Annotated in this window: 17 protein-coding genes; 12 read left to right on the forward strand and 5 right to left on the reverse strand. The window is 62.2% G+C overall.

Annotated features, from left to right (window positions below):
* Nucleotides 1-81: 81 nt before the first annotated feature.
* Complete coding sequence (locus tag ACWFSR_RS00905) at nucleotides 82-1,440, forward strand: TrkH family potassium uptake protein (RefSeq protein WP_197107040.1); 1,359 nt, start codon at nucleotides 82-84, stop codon at nucleotides 1,438-1,440.
* The gene (locus ACWFSR_RS00910; RefSeq protein WP_231599606.1) at nucleotides 1,433-2,131 is read left to right on the forward strand and encodes a potassium channel family protein; all 699 of its coding nucleotides are present in this window, start codon (nucleotides 1,433-1,435) and stop codon (nucleotides 2,129-2,131) included. The genes ACWFSR_RS00905 and ACWFSR_RS00910 overlap by 8 nt, the downstream gene beginning before the upstream one ends.
* A 36-nt stretch (nucleotides 2,132-2,167) precedes the next feature.
* Here ACWFSR_RS00910 and ACWFSR_RS00915 read toward each other — a convergent pair whose 3' ends face one another.
* Nucleotides 2,168-2,812 (reverse strand): alpha/beta hydrolase, encoded by a 645-nt coding sequence (locus ACWFSR_RS00915; RefSeq protein WP_447522840.1) that lies wholly within the window; start codon nucleotides 2,810-2,812, stop codon nucleotides 2,168-2,170.
* A gap of 85 nt (nucleotides 2,813-2,897) precedes the next feature.
* Here ACWFSR_RS00915 and ACWFSR_RS00920 point away from each other — a divergent pair, with 85 nt between their 5' ends.
* The 3 genes from ACWFSR_RS00920 to ACWFSR_RS00930 are packed head-to-tail and all read left to right on the forward strand — an operon-like array spanning nucleotide 2,898 to nucleotide 6,336.
* Nucleotides 2,898-4,565, forward strand: a complete 1,668-nt coding sequence (locus ACWFSR_RS00920; RefSeq protein WP_197107042.1) for a circularly permuted type 2 ATP-grasp protein — start codon at nucleotides 2,898-2,900, stop codon at nucleotides 4,563-4,565.
* The gene (locus ACWFSR_RS00925; protein WP_197107043.1) at nucleotides 4,559-5,491 is read left to right on the forward strand and encodes an alpha-E domain-containing protein; all 933 of its coding nucleotides are present in this window, start codon (nucleotides 4,559-4,561) and stop codon (nucleotides 5,489-5,491) included. Before ACWFSR_RS00920 ends, ACWFSR_RS00925 begins: the two co-directional genes overlap by 7 nt.
* Nucleotides 5,488-6,336 carry a transglutaminase family protein gene (locus tag ACWFSR_RS00930; RefSeq protein ID WP_197109069.1) on the forward strand — a complete coding sequence of 283 codons (849 nt, stop codon included), beginning with the start codon at nucleotides 5,488-5,490 and terminating at the stop codon, nucleotides 6,334-6,336. Before ACWFSR_RS00925 ends, ACWFSR_RS00930 begins: the two co-directional genes overlap by 4 nt.
* Here ACWFSR_RS00930 and ACWFSR_RS00935 read toward each other — a convergent pair.
* Together ACWFSR_RS00935 and ACWFSR_RS00940 are read right to left on the reverse strand one after the other, a co-directional pair.
* Nucleotides 6,333-7,670: an MFS transporter gene (locus ACWFSR_RS00935; RefSeq protein WP_197121894.1), complete on the reverse strand. Its 1,338-nt coding sequence runs from the start codon at nucleotides 7,668-7,670 to the stop codon at nucleotides 6,333-6,335. The two genes, ACWFSR_RS00930 and ACWFSR_RS00935, sit on opposite strands and share 4 nt — an antisense overlap.
* A complete protein-coding gene (locus ACWFSR_RS00940) occupies nucleotides 7,667-8,083 on the reverse strand; it encodes a MarR family winged helix-turn-helix transcriptional regulator (RefSeq protein WP_197107046.1) in 417 nt (138 codons plus the stop codon). The genes ACWFSR_RS00935 and ACWFSR_RS00940 overlap by 4 nt, the downstream gene beginning before the upstream one ends.
* Nucleotides 8,084-8,192: 109 nt before the next feature.
* Between ACWFSR_RS00940 and ACWFSR_RS00945 the strand changes: the two genes are divergently transcribed.
* Genes ACWFSR_RS00945 through ACWFSR_RS00965 form a run of 5 tightly spaced genes read left to right on the forward strand, consistent with a single transcriptional unit; the run spans nucleotide 8,193 to nucleotide 12,453 of the window.
* Complete coding sequence (locus tag ACWFSR_RS00945; RefSeq protein WP_197107047.1) at nucleotides 8,193-9,119, forward strand: alpha/beta hydrolase; 927 nt, start codon at nucleotides 8,193-8,195, stop codon at nucleotides 9,117-9,119.
* Nucleotides 9,120-9,581 (forward strand): HIT family protein, encoded by a 462-nt coding sequence (locus ACWFSR_RS00950; protein WP_197107048.1) that lies wholly within the window; start codon nucleotides 9,120-9,122, stop codon nucleotides 9,579-9,581.
* A 33-nt stretch (nucleotides 9,582-9,614) separates the two neighbouring features.
* The gene (locus ACWFSR_RS00955) at nucleotides 9,615-10,664 is read left to right on the forward strand and encodes a lipoate--protein ligase family protein (protein ID WP_447523459.1); all 1,050 of its coding nucleotides are present in this window, start codon (nucleotides 9,615-9,617) and stop codon (nucleotides 10,662-10,664) included.
* Complete coding sequence (locus ACWFSR_RS00960) at nucleotides 10,643-11,701, forward strand: FecCD family ABC transporter permease (protein ID WP_197107049.1); 1,059 nt, start codon at nucleotides 10,643-10,645, stop codon at nucleotides 11,699-11,701. The genes ACWFSR_RS00955 and ACWFSR_RS00960 overlap by 22 nt, the downstream gene beginning before the upstream one ends.
* The gene (locus ACWFSR_RS00965) at nucleotides 11,698-12,453 is read left to right on the forward strand and encodes a heme ABC transporter ATP-binding protein (RefSeq protein ID WP_447522841.1); all 756 of its coding nucleotides are present in this window, start codon (nucleotides 11,698-11,700) and stop codon (nucleotides 12,451-12,453) included. Before ACWFSR_RS00960 ends, ACWFSR_RS00965 begins: the two co-directional genes overlap by 4 nt.
* A gap of 34 nt (nucleotides 12,454-12,487) precedes the next feature.
* Here the strand turns inward: ACWFSR_RS00965 and ACWFSR_RS00970 are convergent, their stop codons facing one another.
* Nucleotides 12,488-12,772 (reverse strand): GNAT family N-acetyltransferase, encoded by a 285-nt coding sequence (locus ACWFSR_RS00970; RefSeq protein ID WP_197107051.1) that lies wholly within the window; start codon nucleotides 12,770-12,772, stop codon nucleotides 12,488-12,490.
* A gap of 76 nt (nucleotides 12,773-12,848) precedes the next feature.
* On the opposite strand from ACWFSR_RS00970, the gene ACWFSR_RS00975 reads away from it, so the two are divergent.
* Both ACWFSR_RS00975 and pheA read left to right on the forward strand, forming a co-directional pair.
* Nucleotides 12,849-13,661: a M15 family metallopeptidase gene (locus tag ACWFSR_RS00975; RefSeq protein ID WP_447522842.1), complete on the forward strand. Its 813-nt coding sequence runs from the start codon at nucleotides 12,849-12,851 to the stop codon at nucleotides 13,659-13,661.
* 24 nt (nucleotides 13,662-13,685) lie between these two features.
* Nucleotides 13,686-14,651: a prephenate dehydratase gene (pheA, locus tag ACWFSR_RS00980; protein WP_447522843.1), complete on the forward strand. Its 966-nt coding sequence runs from the start codon at nucleotides 13,686-13,688 to the stop codon at nucleotides 14,649-14,651.
* Here the strand turns inward: pheA and ACWFSR_RS00985 are convergent.
* Nucleotides 14,635-15,750, reverse strand: a complete 1,116-nt coding sequence (locus ACWFSR_RS00985; protein ID WP_197107054.1) for a diacylglycerol/lipid kinase family protein — start codon at nucleotides 15,748-15,750, stop codon at nucleotides 14,635-14,637. The genes pheA and ACWFSR_RS00985 overlap by 17 nt on opposite strands.
* Between the last annotated feature and the right edge of the window lie 20 nt (nucleotides 15,751-15,770).

The following is a 15,770-nucleotide window of genomic DNA, read 5'->3' on the forward strand; positions in this document are numbered from 1 at the left end:
CCGGTCGTTGCGGTGGTTGATGTTAAGAATAGCGAATGAGAAGTCGTTACGTTTGGCCCCAAACAGGCGTACTGTATGCCGGTGCACAACATCCTTCGCGGGACGGGTAATAAGCGAAAACTGGTTCACCCAGCGCAGCTCACCCTTCTCGGGTTTTTGATCGGTATCGCAGCGGGCACCGCCCTGCTGGCGCTACCTATTTCGCGTACCGGTCCCGGCGGCGCCACTCTCGTTGAGGCGTTCTTCACTGCCGTATCAGCGATGTGTGTGACCGGCCACGTGATCGTCGATACCTCTACTTACTGGACGGGCTTCGGCCAAGTCGTCATCATGGTGCTCATCCAGGTGGGCGGCTTCGGAGTTATGACCTTCGCCTCCATCATCGGCATTGCGGTGGTTCGCCGCCTCTCGCTGCGCTCTCGGATTACAGCCGCGGCAGAGACCAAGAATGTTGGTTTTGGTGACGTGCGGTCACTGGTTCTCGGCGTGCTCAAGATTTCGTTGATCATCGAGGGCGCCGGTGCGCTCATCCTGTTCTTCTGGTTCCTGCTTCGCTACGGCTACAGTGTGGGAGAGGCGGCGTGGCTTGCGGTCTTCCACGCAGTCTCGTCGTTCAACAACGCCGGCTTCGCGCTCTTCAGCGACAACATGATGTCGTTCGTTGACGACCCGGTGGTCTCGCTCACACTGTGTGCCGAAATCATCCTGGGCGGCCTCGGCTTCCCGGTGATCATTCAACTGCTGCGCTTTGGCGGCAACCGCCTCAAGTGGAGCATGAACACGCGCATCGTCGTTGCCGCGACACCGCTGCTGCTTGTCGCGGGTGCCGCCTACATCACGCTCATCGAGTGGAACAACCCCGCCACCCTCGGCCCGCTCGACTGGCACACCAAGCTTCTGGCCGGCTTCTTCCAATCCGTGCAAACCCGCACCGCCGGCTTCAACAGCATCGATATCGGCGCCATGAGCGAAGCGACCCAGTTCGGGATGACCGCGCTCATGTTCATCGGAGGCGGCCCCGCCGGCACTGCCGGCGGCATCAAGGTCACGACGTTTGCGGTGCTGTTCTTCATCCTCCTCGCGGAGGTGCGCGGAGACGGCGTCGTGAACGTTTTCGGCAAGCGACTGTCGCGCGCGGTGCACCGCCAAGCGATCGCGGTGGTCTTGCTCTCGGTGGGCGTCGTCGCGACATCCACCATCGCCATCATGCTGCTCTCGGGGCTGCCGCTGGGCCCCGTGCTGTTCGAGACGGTGTCGGCCTTCGGAACGGTGGGCCTGTCGGAGGGCATTACGCCGGAGCTGCCAGTGGCGGCGCAACTGATTCTTGCGGTGCTCATGTTTGTGGGCCGTCTTGGCCCGATTGGTTTTGCTACCGCGCTCGCTCTGCGTGAGCGCGCTGTCCTGTATGAACTTCCCAAAGAAAGGCCGATCATTGGCTAAGTTGCGCATGTTTTCTGGTTCGGATGCCTCTACCGTGGCTGCGGCAGATTCGGTGGCGGTGATCGGGCTTGGCCGTTTCGGTCGCGCTCTCGCACTGGAGCTCATGGCCAACGGCACCGAAGTGCTCGGAGTCGATCTTGATGAGTCGATCGTGCAAGAACTCAACGGCCAGCTCACCCATGTTGTTGCGGCTGACTCCACGCGCGAAGAGGTGCTGCAGCAGCTGGCCGTGCCCGAGTTCGACCGCGTGGTTGTCGCGATCGGTAGTGACATTCAGGCGAGCATCCTCACGACCTCACTGCTCTTGCGGTTCAACGTTGCCCACGTGTGGGCGAAAGCGGTGAGCGACGCGCACGGCACGATTTTGGAGCAGCTCGGCGTGAGCCACGTGATCTATCCCGAAAAGGAGATGGGTCGCCGGGTCGCTCATCTTGTGCGGGGTTCGATGCAGGACTACCTCGAGATCGGCGACGGGTTTTCGCTCGTGAAGATGGCTCCGCCAGCCAGCATTGTGGGCAAGACTCTGGGCGAATCCCGCGTGCGTGCCACTGCGGGCGTGACGATTACCGCGGTGCGCCCGCAGGGCGGAGCGTGGACTTACACCGACCAGGACACTCTGATCGCCGCCGACGACACCATTCTTGTTTCCGGCCCCACAAACAAAGCGGAAGCCTTCAGCCTCCGTCGCTAACGGGATGACCAAGCAGTCGGTGCGCGCGAGCGGCTGTTAGCGAAGCGAGCTCAACCAGATCTCGCAGAGCGCCTGCCACGCTTCGGCTGGCGTGCCTTCGGCTAGGCCCAAGCCGTGCTTGCCGTCGGCGAAGACGTGCAGTTCGTGGCGTACTCCGGCCGCTGCCAATGCCGCAGCGAGTGGGTAGGAGTGCTCTGCGACTGGAACGGGCTCGTCAGCGGCGGTGTGCCAGATAAACATCGGGGGAGTGGCGGGCGTCACCAGCAACTCAAGGGAGGTGTCTTCGCGAAGATAGTCATTGGCATCCAGCCCAATGAGTTCTTCGCGTGACCCGGCGTGCGTTGGCGTCATCATGCTGACAACGGGGTAGCCGAGCACTGCAAAATCGGGGCGCTCTTCTGGCTTAGCGACGGGCGCGACGGCGGCGTGGCCGGCCAAATGGCCGCCAGCCGAGAACCCCAAAACACCCACCAACGGGGCCCCTAGCGCACGTTCTTTCGCAATTTCAGACTGAATTGCCAGCAAAGGGGCTGGATGCTTCGTGCTGACGGGGTACTCAACGACGCGGGCATTCCAGCCAATCGATCGCAACCAGGCAGCAACGGGCTCGCCTTCGTGGGGTGCGAGTCGCGAATACCCTCCGCCGGGGAGAACAAGAATTGTGGGGAGGTTGGCAGCCATTACTTAACTGTAAATTGTGCAAGACATTTCGGCTGAATCAACGCACTAGCGAGCGGAAATTACACAATCGGCCTAGGGTCTGTACATGGCAGATTTGTTTGACGGATACACATCAAGCGCCTCCAAACGCACCGGACCAGCCGCGTGGGATGAGATGTTCTCTGCCGATAGCGAGATACGTCGCCCCTACCGCGAGATTCATGACGCGCTGGCGCAAATGACGCAGGAAGAGCTGCGCGGACGTACTGAAGCACTCGCCGACAGCTACCTCGCCCAGGGCGTTACCTTCGACTTTGCTGGCGAAGAGAGACCCTTTCCTCTGGATGCTGTTCCCAGAGTTATTGATCTCTCCGAGTGGAAACAGGTCGAGTCGGGGGTTAAGCAGCGCGTTCGAGCGCTCGAAGCATTCCTGGCCGACATCTACGGGCCACAGAATGCCATCAAAGATGGTGTGATTCCTGCCCGGATGATCACCTCATCCAGCCATTTCCATCGGCAGGCGGCCGGTATTGAGCCGGCTAATGGCGTGCGTATTCAGGTCAGCGGTATCGACCTCATCCGCGACGAGGTCGGTGCGTGGCGCGTTCTTGAAGACAACGTGCGCGTGCCCAGCGGTGTGAGCTACGTGATCTCGAACCGTCGAGTGATGGCGCAGACGCTGCCTGAACTTTTCGTCTCGATGAGGGTTCGCCCCGTCGGCGACTACCCGCACAAGCTGCTGCAGGCTCTGCGCGCCAGTGCGCCCGGCGGCGTAGATGAACCCAACGTCGTTGTGCTCACTCCGGGTGTCTACAACTCCGCGTACTTCGAGCACACGCTGCTCGCCCGCCTCATGGGCGTCGAGCTCGTAGAAGGTCGTGACCTCTTTTGTTCTGGTGGTCGGGTCTGGATGCGCACCACCGCCGGTCCCACCCGCGTCGACGTGATCTATCGCCGGGTTGACGACGAGTTCCTCGACCCGCTGCAGTTCCGCGCGGACTCGATGTTGGGCAGCCCGGGCATGATGCTCGCTGCTCGCCTCGGAAACGTCACGATCGCCAACGCGGTCGGAAACGGTGTGGCCGACGACAAGCTCGTCTATACCTACTTGCCCGATCTCACCGAGTACTACCTCGGCGAGAAGTCGATCATCCCGAACGTTGATACGTGGCGGCTCGAAGATCCGGGAGCACTCGAAGAAGTGCTCGACCGTCTTGATGAGCTCGTGATCAAGCCCGTTGATGGCTCAGGCGGAAAGGGTCTCGTGATTGGCCCGGCGGCATCCAAGGCTGAACTGGAGACGCTCAAGAAACAGCTCCTCAAGGATCCCCGGGGCTGGATTGCGCAGCCTGTCGTGCAACTGTCGACGATTCCGACGGTCGTGGACGACGGTATGCGCCCGCGTCACGCCGACCTTCGCCCCTTCGCGGTCAACGACGGAAACGATGTCTGGGTGTTGCCGGGTGGCCTCACTCGCGTCGCCTTGCCGGAAGGCCAACTGGTGGTCAACAGCTCGCAGGGTGGTGGCTCGAAAGACACCTGGGTTGTGGGTCGTGAGAAAGTCCAGGAGTCCGAGAGTACGCTCCAGGGTCTCGTGGAGCGCCAGGCAGACACCGAGGCAATCACGATCATCACTCCCGAGATGCTTCTCGAAGCATCTGGGCACGCTGACCATGTTGAAGATCAGGACAGCACGCGATCGCTCACTCAGCGTCAACGCCAAGAAGAGCAGCAACAGCAGAGTGACGACACCGAGGAAGGTCAATCATGCTGAGCCGCATTGCAGAATCACTGTTCTGGATCGGACGCTACATTGAGCGTGCCGACGGAACCGCCCGCATCCTCGACGTTCACCTTCAGCTGTTGCTCGAAGACCCGTGGATTGAAGAAGACGATGCCTGCCGCGCACTCTTGAGCGTGATGGGCAGCGAGGCTCCGGCCGATGCTGTACTCACCCGCGGCGATGTGCTGTCGATCCTCGCCGTTGATCGCACCGAGCCCGCCTCGATTGCGTATTCGCTCGGCGCCGCCCGCGAGAACGCTCGTCGTGCTCGCGAGATCGTGTCGACCGAACTGTGGGAGTGCCTCAACACGACTCAGGCTCGGATGCCGCGCCGCATTTCCGGAGACAAAGTCAGTGACTTTTTCGCCTGGGTTCGCGAACGCTCCGCTCTTGCCGTGGGAATCATCGAGTCCGCGACGAGTCGGGACGAAGCGTGGCAGTTCTTCACGCTCGGTCGCAGCCTCGAGCGCGCAGACATGACGGCGCGACTGCTGGCCACCCGCAGTCTCACAGAGGCCAGTGGTCCGTCGTGGACGACCATCCTTCGTTCGTGTGGCGCCTACGAGCCCTACTTACGCACCTACCGCGGTGTGCCGAGTGCGAGCAATGCGGCCGAATTCTTGCTGCTTGACCGGTTATTCCCGCGCAGCATCCTGTTCTCGGTGTCGCGGGCAGAGGATTGCATGCGTGAGCTTGAGCCGCGCCGCATGAACCGGGTGGGGGTCGGCGACGATGCTCAGCGACTGTTGGGCAAGATCCGCAGTGAGCTCGAATATCGACCGATTGCCGAAATTTTGGATGACCTGCCGCACCACATGGATCGTGTGCAGGCAGCAACGAGTGCGGCTTCGGAGGCAGTGCGTCAGCGCTACTTCCCCACGAATGCTGCTCCCGAGTGGGTTGGAGAGATCTCATGAAGCGTCTCAGGATCGTGCACTCCACAGGGTTTAGCTACGGCGGAGAAGTCACGGCCTCTTATAACGAGGCGCGGATGCTTCCTGCCAGTGTTGAGGGTCAACTCGTGTTGTTCTCCAACTTGGATATCTTGCCGCTCTCGAGCCAGAGCAACTACGTCGACTATTGGGGAACCCGCGTTGCCTCGTTCGAGGTGCTGACGGGTCACAAGGAGTTGTCGCTCACTGCGACGAGTCTGGTCGAGGTTCACGAGCGCACCCACGAATCCGAGTCCATTGGCTGGGCGGAGATGGCAGCCACGGCTGAGCTCTCGATGGAAGCTGTCGAGAACTTGAGCCAGACGTTGCGCACCGAACCTCCGGCAGAAGTCATTGCGCTCGCGAAAGACATCGCAGCAAAGTCAGATGATGCGTGTGCTGGTGCCCTCGAAATTTCGATGGCCATCGGTAACGCGATTCAGTACATGAGCGGTGTCACTGGGGTAGCGACGACGGCGACAGAGGCCTGGACTGGAGGCAAGGGTGTCTGCCAAGACATCGCGCATCTCGCTTTGGGCGCGCTGCGTTCCGTTGGCGTTCCTGCCCGCTATGTGTCTGGTTATCTGCACCCGAAACCGGATGCTGCAATTGGTGAAACGGTCGTCGGGGAATCCCACGCGTGGATCGAATGGTTCTGCAACGGGCAGTGGCGTGGCTACGACCCCACCAACCTCATCGACATCGGTGACCGGCACGTGCTCGTGGGTCGCGGCCGCGACTACAACGACGTGCCGCCGCTCCGTGGTGTCTATGCGGGCCCCTTCGGCTCAAAGCTGTTCGTGAGTGTGGAGATTACCCGCGAGGCCTAACTGGTGCGTCGGGTCGTGGTTTCCACGATCGCGATCTCTTGCGTCGCGAGCTCACGCTCTTCATCGGGCGTGGGCTCGGGTGGGAAGCGCAAGCGCAGACGGAAGCGGCTTTCGGGCACGCGGCCCACGCGCATCCCGCGACTGTAGACGAGCCAGATGATGGCGGCAGCAGCGGCAAGCAAACCGGAGAGAGCGCCGATACCGAGTGCCCAGCGGGGTCCGAGTTCGTTGGCTGCCCAGCCGACGATGGGGGCGCCGATCGGTGTGCCGCCCGCGAAGATCGCGAGATAGAGCGCCATGACCCTACCGCGCATGATGGGCGTGGTTGAGGTCTGCACGTAGGCGTTGGCGGTCGTCATCATGGTGAGCGAGAAAACGCCAATGATGGTGAGGGCGGCGCCGAACGTCCAATAGCTGGGGGCGAAGGCGGCGAGGAGACAGGCGAGCCCGAAGAAGGCAGAACCCACGATGACCACCCCAAAGCGCGCGCGCTCGCGGCGGGCAGCGAGCAGGGAGCCGACGACGGCACCGACCGCCATCATCGATGAGAGCAGGCCGAATTCGGCCGCTCCCTTGCCGAAGACTCCCGTGGCCATGGTCGCGATGAAGACCGGGAAGTTGAAGCCGAAGGTTCCGACGAGAAAGACCATGACGAGCACGATCAGGATGTCAGGTCGACCGCGAACGTAGCGCAGCCCATCGCGAATCTGACCTTTCGCTCGCCCGAGCTTGGCCACCGGAAAGAGTTGCCCGCGCCGCATGAACCAGAGCGATGCCAGCACGCCGGCGAAGGATGCCGCGTTCACGATGAAGACCGGCCCGGCGCCGATCGCGGCGACGAGCACGCCCGCGACGGCGGGCCCGATGAGGCGAGCGGTCTGGAACGACATTGAGTTGAGCGCCACCGCGTTGGGTAGGTCTTTGTCGCTCACGAGTTCTGAGACAAACGCTTGGCGGGCCGGAGCGTCGATCGCGGTCGCGACTCCGAGCAGGAGTGCGAAGACGTAGACCTGCCACAACTGCACGTGACCCGAGATCACGAGGATGCCGAGCCCGAGAGCAAGAGCAAACTGGCTGAACTGGGTCCACAGCAGCACCGTGCGGCGGTCGAAGCGGTCGGCGATGATTCCCGTGAGCGGCATCAGCAGCAGCATGGGGCCGAACTGCAGCGCCATGGTGAAGCCGAGAGCGGCGGCGTCATAATCGGTCAGGTCGGTGAGCACGATCCAGTCTTGGGCGGTGCGTTGCATCCAGGCGCCGGTGTTGGAGACGACAGCACCGATGATCCAGAGGCGATAGTTGAAGAGGCGAAGCGAGCGGAACATTGCGCTCACGAATTGGCCAACTTCAGTAGAACGGGAATGGCGGCGTGCAGGGCGGCATGCTCCTCGGGGCTGAGCCCCTCGAGCTCTGCGGCGAACCAGGCTGCGCGGCGTTGACGGGTCTTGTCTACCAACTCGACTCCGGCATCCGTGGCTTCAATGAGCACTTTGCGGCCGTCGTCTGGCGAGCTGGAGCGGGTGATCAGGCCTTCGTCGCTGAGGCAGTTGACGGTGCGGTTCATCGAGGGCGGGGTGACGTGTTCATGTTCGGCGAGGGCGGCGAGGGTGCTGCCGCCGTGGTGAGTCAGCACGTAGAGAACGGAGAGTTGGCTGTCGCTGAGGGTGTCGTCGTGACGCTGCTGGCGGATGCGACGAGCGATACGCATGAGGGTGATTCGAAGCTCGTCGTCTAGTTTGTCTGGCACTTTCGTTAGTTTAGCAAATTAGTCTTGCTAACTAAATGGGAATCTGGCCGACTTTACCCATATTGCTTCGAACTTCACCGCCGTAGAATGGGTGCAGCAAGGAGGCCCAATGCCCAAGTTCACAGTGCCACGAACTGATCACTCCTACACGGATGCCCATGGAGTGACGATTCACTATTACGTGTGGCAGTCGCCCAAAGCCCATGCGGTGCTTCAGCTCACGCACGGCCTCGGCGACCACGCCCGCCGCTACGAATACCTCGCCCAAGCGCTCGTCGCTGCCGGCTACACGGTGTATGCCGACGACCACCGTGGGCACGGTGCAACCGGTCTCGACCAAAACGCGGGCGACGCCAGCAAACTGGGCAAACTCGGCAAGGGCGGCCTGCGGGCGGCGACCGAAAACATCCGCGACCTCACGAAGATTATTCGGGCCGACAACCCCGACCTCCCTCTGGCGCTCCTCGGCCACTCGTGGGGCTCGCTCATGGTGCAAGACGTGCTCAACCACCATTCCACGGAATATGAAGTAGCGGTCCTTACCGGCACCGCCCACCGCACCTTCGCCCACATGAACAGCGGCAACCTCAACGCCAAGCACAAAGACCTCGGCACCACCGGCTACGAATGGCTCAGCCGGGATCCGCAGATCGCCGAAGACTTCGTTCACGACCCGCTGACCTTCTATGCGGATGCCCTCAAACTCTTCGGTCCCGTTGATGGTTTGCGACTGATGGGGCGCCCAGCAAAGCACTTCGCTCGCGACATCCCGATTCTCATCATGATCGGCGACGAAGATTCGCTCGGTGGCGAAGCAAGCATTGAGGCGCTCGCCGCAGACTACGTGGTGCGCTCCAAGCTCACTGACGTTGAGGCCATCGTGTATCCGGGTGCCCGCCACGAAATCTTCAACGAGACCAACAAAGACGACGTCATCACCGACCTCGTGGTGTGGCTCGATGCTCGGCTCAAGCCCGTGCATCCTGATGCGACGCCTCCGGCGCCAGCCCACCCCGAGGCGACCGAACCCAAATAAATGGCATCAATTTTCACTGAGATTCTGAACGGCCGCTCGCCCGGGCGCTTTATCTGGGCGGATGACCGTGTCTTTGCCATTCTCACGATCGAGCCCCGCAAGCCAGGTCATGTGCTCGTGATCCCGCGCCTCGAGGTCGATCGGTGGAGCGAGCTCGACGAAGATCTCGCGATGCATATTTTCCGTGTCGGGCGGCTTATTGGTCTCGCCCAGCGTGACGAGTGGGATGCCGACCGGGTCGGTCTCATGTTCGAGGGTTACCGGGTGCCGCACGCGCACTTGCACGTCTGGCCGTCGTGGAATGTGTATGAATACAGCCACACGGGCATCAACCGTGACCCGGGTGCCGCCGCTCTCGACGAGGCTTTTCAGCGATTGCGAGCCCGCATGATCGAGCACGGTCATGGTGAGTTCGTGCCGCCGCTCGACTGGTCAATTCCGCACGCTGACACTGCCCAGTAGGCTGGATTCAGTACAACTAGACAGGGGTGAGTGATGCACGGCGAATTCAAGGTGCCCGGCGGAAAACTCGTAGTGGTCGATCTCGACGTTGTCGACGACGCCATCACCAACTTCCGGCTCGCCGGCGACTTCTTCCTCGAGCCGGATGACGCTCTCGAAGACATCAACGCCGCCATCAACGGGCTCCCCGCCAACTCTGACGCGAAGACGATCACGGCCGCGATTCAGCAGTCGCTGCCCGAGGGCACCGTGATGCTCGGCTTCTCTGCCGAGTCGGTCGCCACGGCCATCCGTCGTGCACTGCAACGTGCCACAACGTGGAAAGACTACGACTGGCAGATCGTCACCGGGCCGCCTCTTGAACCGCGCATGCAAATGGCGATGGATCAGGTGCTCTCCGAAGAGGTCGCGTCCGGTCGCCGCCAACCCACTCTGCGCATCTGGGAGTGGAACAAGCCCGCCGTTGTCATCGGCAGCTTTCAGTCTCTGCGCAACGAAGTTGACCTTGAGAACGCGAAGAAATTCGGCTTCGAGGTTGTTCGTCGCATCTCGGGTGGTGGCGCCATGTTTATGGAAGCCGGCACCGTCATCACCTACTCGATCTACGCGCCGGTCGAACTCGTGCAGGGCATGACCTTCGCCGACTCCTATGCCTTCCTCGACGAGTGGGTCATCATCGCCCTCAAGTCACTCGGCATTGACGCCAGCTACCAACCCCTCAACGACATCGCGAGCCCGACCGGCAAGATCGGCGGAGCAGCCCAGAAGCGCCTTGGCGCGGGTGCCGTGCTGCACCACGTGACGATGAGCTACGACATGGATGGCGAGAAGATGGTGCAGGTGCTGCGCATCGGTCGCGAAAAAATGAGCGACAAGGGCACCAAATCGGCGGCCAAGCGCGTCGACCCGCTGCGCAGTCAAACCGGTATGGAACGCGCCGACATCATTGACGCCATGGTTGCCACTTTCCGCGGCCTGCACGGTCTCACCGCAAGCGAATTGACCAGTGACGAGATCGCTCGTGCTGAAGAACTCGTGACAGAAAAGTTCGGCACCGAAGAATGGTTGCAGCGCGTTCCGTGAACACCACTCTCCGCGGCCTGACCCTCACGCTCACCCTTGCCGCGCTGCTGCTGGGCGGCATCGTGGCGTCGGCGGTGCTCGGGCAACTGCCCGTGAGCGCCGCCGAAGTTGGCGGGTCTCTGCTGCGCTCGCTCGGCATCCAGAACGCCTGGGCACCCACCGATTCGATTGTGGAATCCACGCTCTGGGTGGTGCGTTTTCCTCGGATTGCGATGGCCATGGTCGTGGGCGCAGCACTCGCCGTTGCCGGTGCCGTGATGCAAGCCATCTTTGGCAACCCGCTGGCGGAGCCTGGCGTCGTGGGAGTCTCATCCGGTGCCGCTCTGGGCGCCGCGATTGCGATCGTGGTGGGCGTTGCCGCGCTCGGTGACAGTGCGATCGCGCTCTTCGCTTTCGTCGGCGGGCTGCTCGCGACCCTGCTCGTCTACTTCGTGTCGCGGGCCAACGGTCGCACCGAAGTCGTGACGCTGCTCTTGACCGGTATCGCCGTGAACGCCTTCGCTGGCGCAGGCCTCGCGTTCTTGCTGTTCGTCGCCGACTCGGGCAGTCGCGAGCAGATCGTGTTTTGGCAACTGGGCTCGCTCAATGGTTCGCGCTGGAGCGAAGTGCTCATCGTCGCTCTCGTCACTGCGATCGGCCTTGTTGCCGCGGTGGTGCTCGCGCGCCCGTTCGACCTGCTCGCGTTGGGGGAGCGCAACGCTCGCCACCTCGGTGTGAACGTTGAGCGCCTGCGCATCGTGTCGATCGTGATCGTCGCTCTACTCACCGGTGTGGCCGTGGCGTTTGTTGGAATCATTGCCTTCGTCGGTCTTGTTGTGCCACACGCGATGCGCATGGCAATAGGGCCAGCGCACCGCCCACTCATCGTCGCGAGCGCTGTCGGCGGCGCAGTGCTGCTCGTGCTCTCCGACCTGCTCGCCCGCTCTGTCGTGCCCGGCGGTGACCTGCCGATCGGTCTCCTCACCTCGCTCGTCGGCGGCCCCTTCTTCTTCTACCTCCTGTTCCGCCAACGCCGCCAGAGCGGAGGCTGGGCATGATTAGTGCACGCAACGTCAGCGTTCGGCTCGACTCTCGGGCCATCCTCGACGACGTCAGTCTCGACGTGGCCCCCGGCGAAGTCCTCGCACTCGTCGGGCCCAACGGCGCCGGAAAGTCGACGCTGCTCTCAGTCTTGAGCGGCGACCGCAAGCCAGACAGCGGAACCGTGACCATTGATGGGCGCGACCTTGGCGGCATCCGACATGCGGAGCTCGCCCGACTGCGTGCCGTGCTCACTCAAGAGAACACGGTGAGTTTTCCGTTCCGAGTGTCTGAAGTAGTCGCCATGGGGCGCAGTCCCTGGTCGCGATCGCTCGAGAGCCGCGACGACGTTGCCGTCGTCAATAACGCGCTAGCCGTGACGGATGTTGCCCATCTGGGGGAGCGTCGGTTCACCACGCTCTCCGGCGGCGAAAAGGCGCGCGTCTCGCTCGCGCGGGTTCTCGCTCAGCACACCCCTGTCGTGTTCTTGGATGAGCCGACCGCGGCCCTCGACCTGCGCCACCAAGAAGACGTCATGCGAGTCGCTCGCTCGATAGCTGCCGATGGCCGTGCCGTCGTGGTCGTGCTGCACGACCTGAGCCTCGCTGGTGCCTACTCCGATCGACTCGCCCTTATTGCTCACGGCACTCTCGACGCGATTGGCACTCCCAGCGAAGTGCTCACCGCCGATCGGGTAGAGCGCGTGTACGGTCTCGCCGTCGACTTGCACGACGTCGGTGGGCATCCGGTAGTCGTCCCTCGCCGCTGACGGCAGCGGCGAGAAGACCGGCCGCAAAGAGCGACTAGCGGCTGAGAAGGTCGCGGTACTCGGGGTGATCGGTGATGAACTTATCGATGAATTCGCACTTCGCGACTACGCGGGTTTCGCTTTCGGCACGCACCAGATTGAGGGCACCGCGGGCTAGTTCGCTGCCGCGACCTCGGCCCCGAAATTTGGGATCAATCTCGGTGTGCACAAAAACGATCTGATCGTCGCGCAGTTGGTAGTCGGCGAGCCCGGCCTGCACGCCATCGACAAGCAACTCGTACCGGTGCATTGCAGGGTCGTGGATAACTTCGCTGGCCATTCTCAAAGCCTAGTCGCGGCGTCTCTGCTGGGGATGTGTTCTGCGGCGCGTCAAAGCATGGGAATAGTATCGATGGGTGTCTGATTCTCCTCCCCCCAAATCCGGCGGGTCACGCCGCCGATTGATCATCATTGCCGTCTCAGGCTTTGTGCTGATCGTTATCGCTGCTGTGGCTTCGTTTGTCGCGCTTGAGCCCAGTCCCGAGCCGGTTGCGACCGCAACCCGCACGCCGACACGGACTCCCACGCCCACCCCGACGCCGACACCTACCCCCACGCCCACGTTCGACAAAGCTCAGTTCTCCAACGACGACGCGACCAGCCTCTGGGTCGTCGCGAACAAGTTGCGTCCGCTCAACCCGCAAACCTACGAACCAAACCTCGTGTTCGTCGATGTCGCGTATGCATACGAGCCGTATCTGACGCCGGATGCCGCAGCCGCAGTGGTCGAGATGTTCACCGCGTTCAACGCCGAAACCGGGCTCCAGATGCAGTCGCAGAGCTCGTACCGCAGCTACTGGTCGCAAGAGAGCGTGTACGCGGGATGGGTATCTAGCCTCGGTCAGGAGGCAGCTGACCTCACGAGCGCGCGACCAGGACACAGCGAACACCAAACCGGTCTCTCGATTGACGTGAGCGCGTTGCCTGCGAATTGCACCCTCGATCAGTGCTTTGGTGACACTCCGCAGGGGCAATGGCTGGCGGCAAATGGGTGGAAGTACGGCTTCACTGTCCGCTATCCCGAGGGAAAAACCGACATCACCGGTTACGAGTACGAGCCATGGCACATGCGCTACGTGGGCAAGGAACTTGCCGCTGAACTTCACAGCACGGGCATCCAAACTCTGGAGGAGTTCTTTGGGCTGCCTGCCGCACCGAACTATGGCTAGCCGCTGGCACCCTAAACTCGTGTCATGACTTCGACGCCGCACCCCGACACTGTGAGCTACAGCTACCTCGGGCCTGCCGGAACCTTTACGGAGGCCGCCCTTAAGCAGGTTCCCGAAGCGGTGGGTGCCCACTGGAAGGGCGTCAACAATGTTGGCGAAGCTCTCGACGATGTCACTAGTGGCCGCAGCACTGCCGCGATGATCGCGATCGAAAACTCGATCGATGGTGGCGTCAGTGTGACTCAGGATGCGTTGACCACCACCCCCAATCTGCGGATCTTGGGCGAATACTTGGTTCCCGTGAATTTCGTGCTCGTGGCCAGACCAGGCACGACGCTCGCCGACGTGACGACGGTGAACGCGCATCCGGTCGCCTATGGGCAAACTCGGCGCTGGCTCGACGCAGAGTTGCCGCAACACGGCTACATTCCCGCGAGCTCTAATGTTGCTGCCGCGGCATCGTTGCTGGAAAACAGCATTGCGGATGCCGCAGTCGCCCCGCCCGGCATCACCGAGCATTACCCGCTCGAGGTTCTCGCCGAGAACATTGCCAACAATCAGAATTCTGTGACGCGCTTTGTGCTGGTCTCGTCGAACACCGAACTGCCTGAGCCGACCGGCGCTGACAAGACGAGTGTGATCGTCGAACTCCCCGACAACGCTCCTGGTCGCTTGCTCGAAATGCTTGAGCAGTTTGCGACGCGCGGCGTCAACATGAGTTTGATTGAGTCGCGACCGATTGGTGACGAGCTCGGTCGCTACCGTTTTGTCATCGACCTTGAAGGGCACATCCTCGATGAACGAGTGGCAGATGCCCTACTCGGTCTCAAGCGCTTCAGCCCGAACGTGATTTTCTTGGGCAGCTACCCGCGGGCCGACAAGCTCGCCACAACGGTGACGCCGCGCTATGGCAACGACGTCTTTGTGGAGGCGCGTGATTGGTTGCGGGCCATCACCGCCCGTGAGCCTTCGGCTACTCGCGAGCCGTAGCCTTCTTGCTGAGCGCTTTGGCTTGAGCGGTCGTGCGTGCGGTTGTCCGGGCAGTCGCGCGGGCGTGTGTTCGCGCCTGCGATTGAGCTTTGGAGTGCGCCCTCACTTCGGCACGGGTGTGCACCTTCGGCACCCGCATGATGAGGGCGCCGGGTTCAACCCACGCGTGCACTGACTTGGCGAGCCCGAAGTCGTCTCCGTCGAGCTGGAACTCTTCGGGAGTGTCGACAATCATGTTGAGGTCACTGCCCTTGGCGTAGCGAACGTCGCGCACGTCTTTCGAGAGGTCGATGATGCGGCGGCCGATGACGCTCTTGCGCAGCACACCGTTCTCCCACGCGATCTTGTTCCAAATGTTGAGCCAACCAAAGCGGCCGCGGGGCACGAGGGCTGCCATGTCGAGGATGCCGTCGTCGGGTTGGGCTTCCGGCAGCAGAAGCAGCCCGCCGGGCAGCGATCCGCAGTTGCCGATAATCACGGTGTGGGCGCTGAGCGAGCGGTTGGGGCCGCCATCCACGCTGTACCGCAGTTTTACGGGCCTCAGTTCGGGGATGGATCGTGCAATGCCGTCGACATACGCCAACCAGCCGACAGCTTTCTTCAGCTTCGTGCTCGTGTTCTTGATCATCCTGGCGTCGAGCCCGAGGCCGGCCATTACCAAGAAAGCGTGCTTTTCGTGGTCGTTGTTGTCGCGCACGATCTCGACCATGCCGAGGTCGATGGCGTGGTCGGCGCCGTGGAAGGCCAGTTCGATGCTGTCGCGGATGCTGTTCGTCGGAAGCTCAAGGTTGCGGGCGAGGAGGTTGCCGGTGCCTGCCGAGACGACAGCCATCGCGACTCCGCTGCCGCCCAGGGCCTCGGCCACAGCGCGCACGGTGCCATCGCCGCCTGCCGCGATGACGACAGTGGCTCCCCGTCGGATGGCGCTGCCAGTGACGTTTTGGCCGGCATCCTTCACGGTCGTAGAGAACCAGATCGGCGCTGCCCAGTCGGCTGCCTTTGCGGCAGCAGTGACCATCTTCTTGAGCTTCGCAAGATCGACCTTGATGGGGTTGTAAACAACCGCAACTTTAGGTTTTGAGTTTCGAGGGGTGGGCACAGATAAACGCTACGCCATGA

This window comes from Salinibacterium sp. NYA9b, from assembly GCF_976973725.1.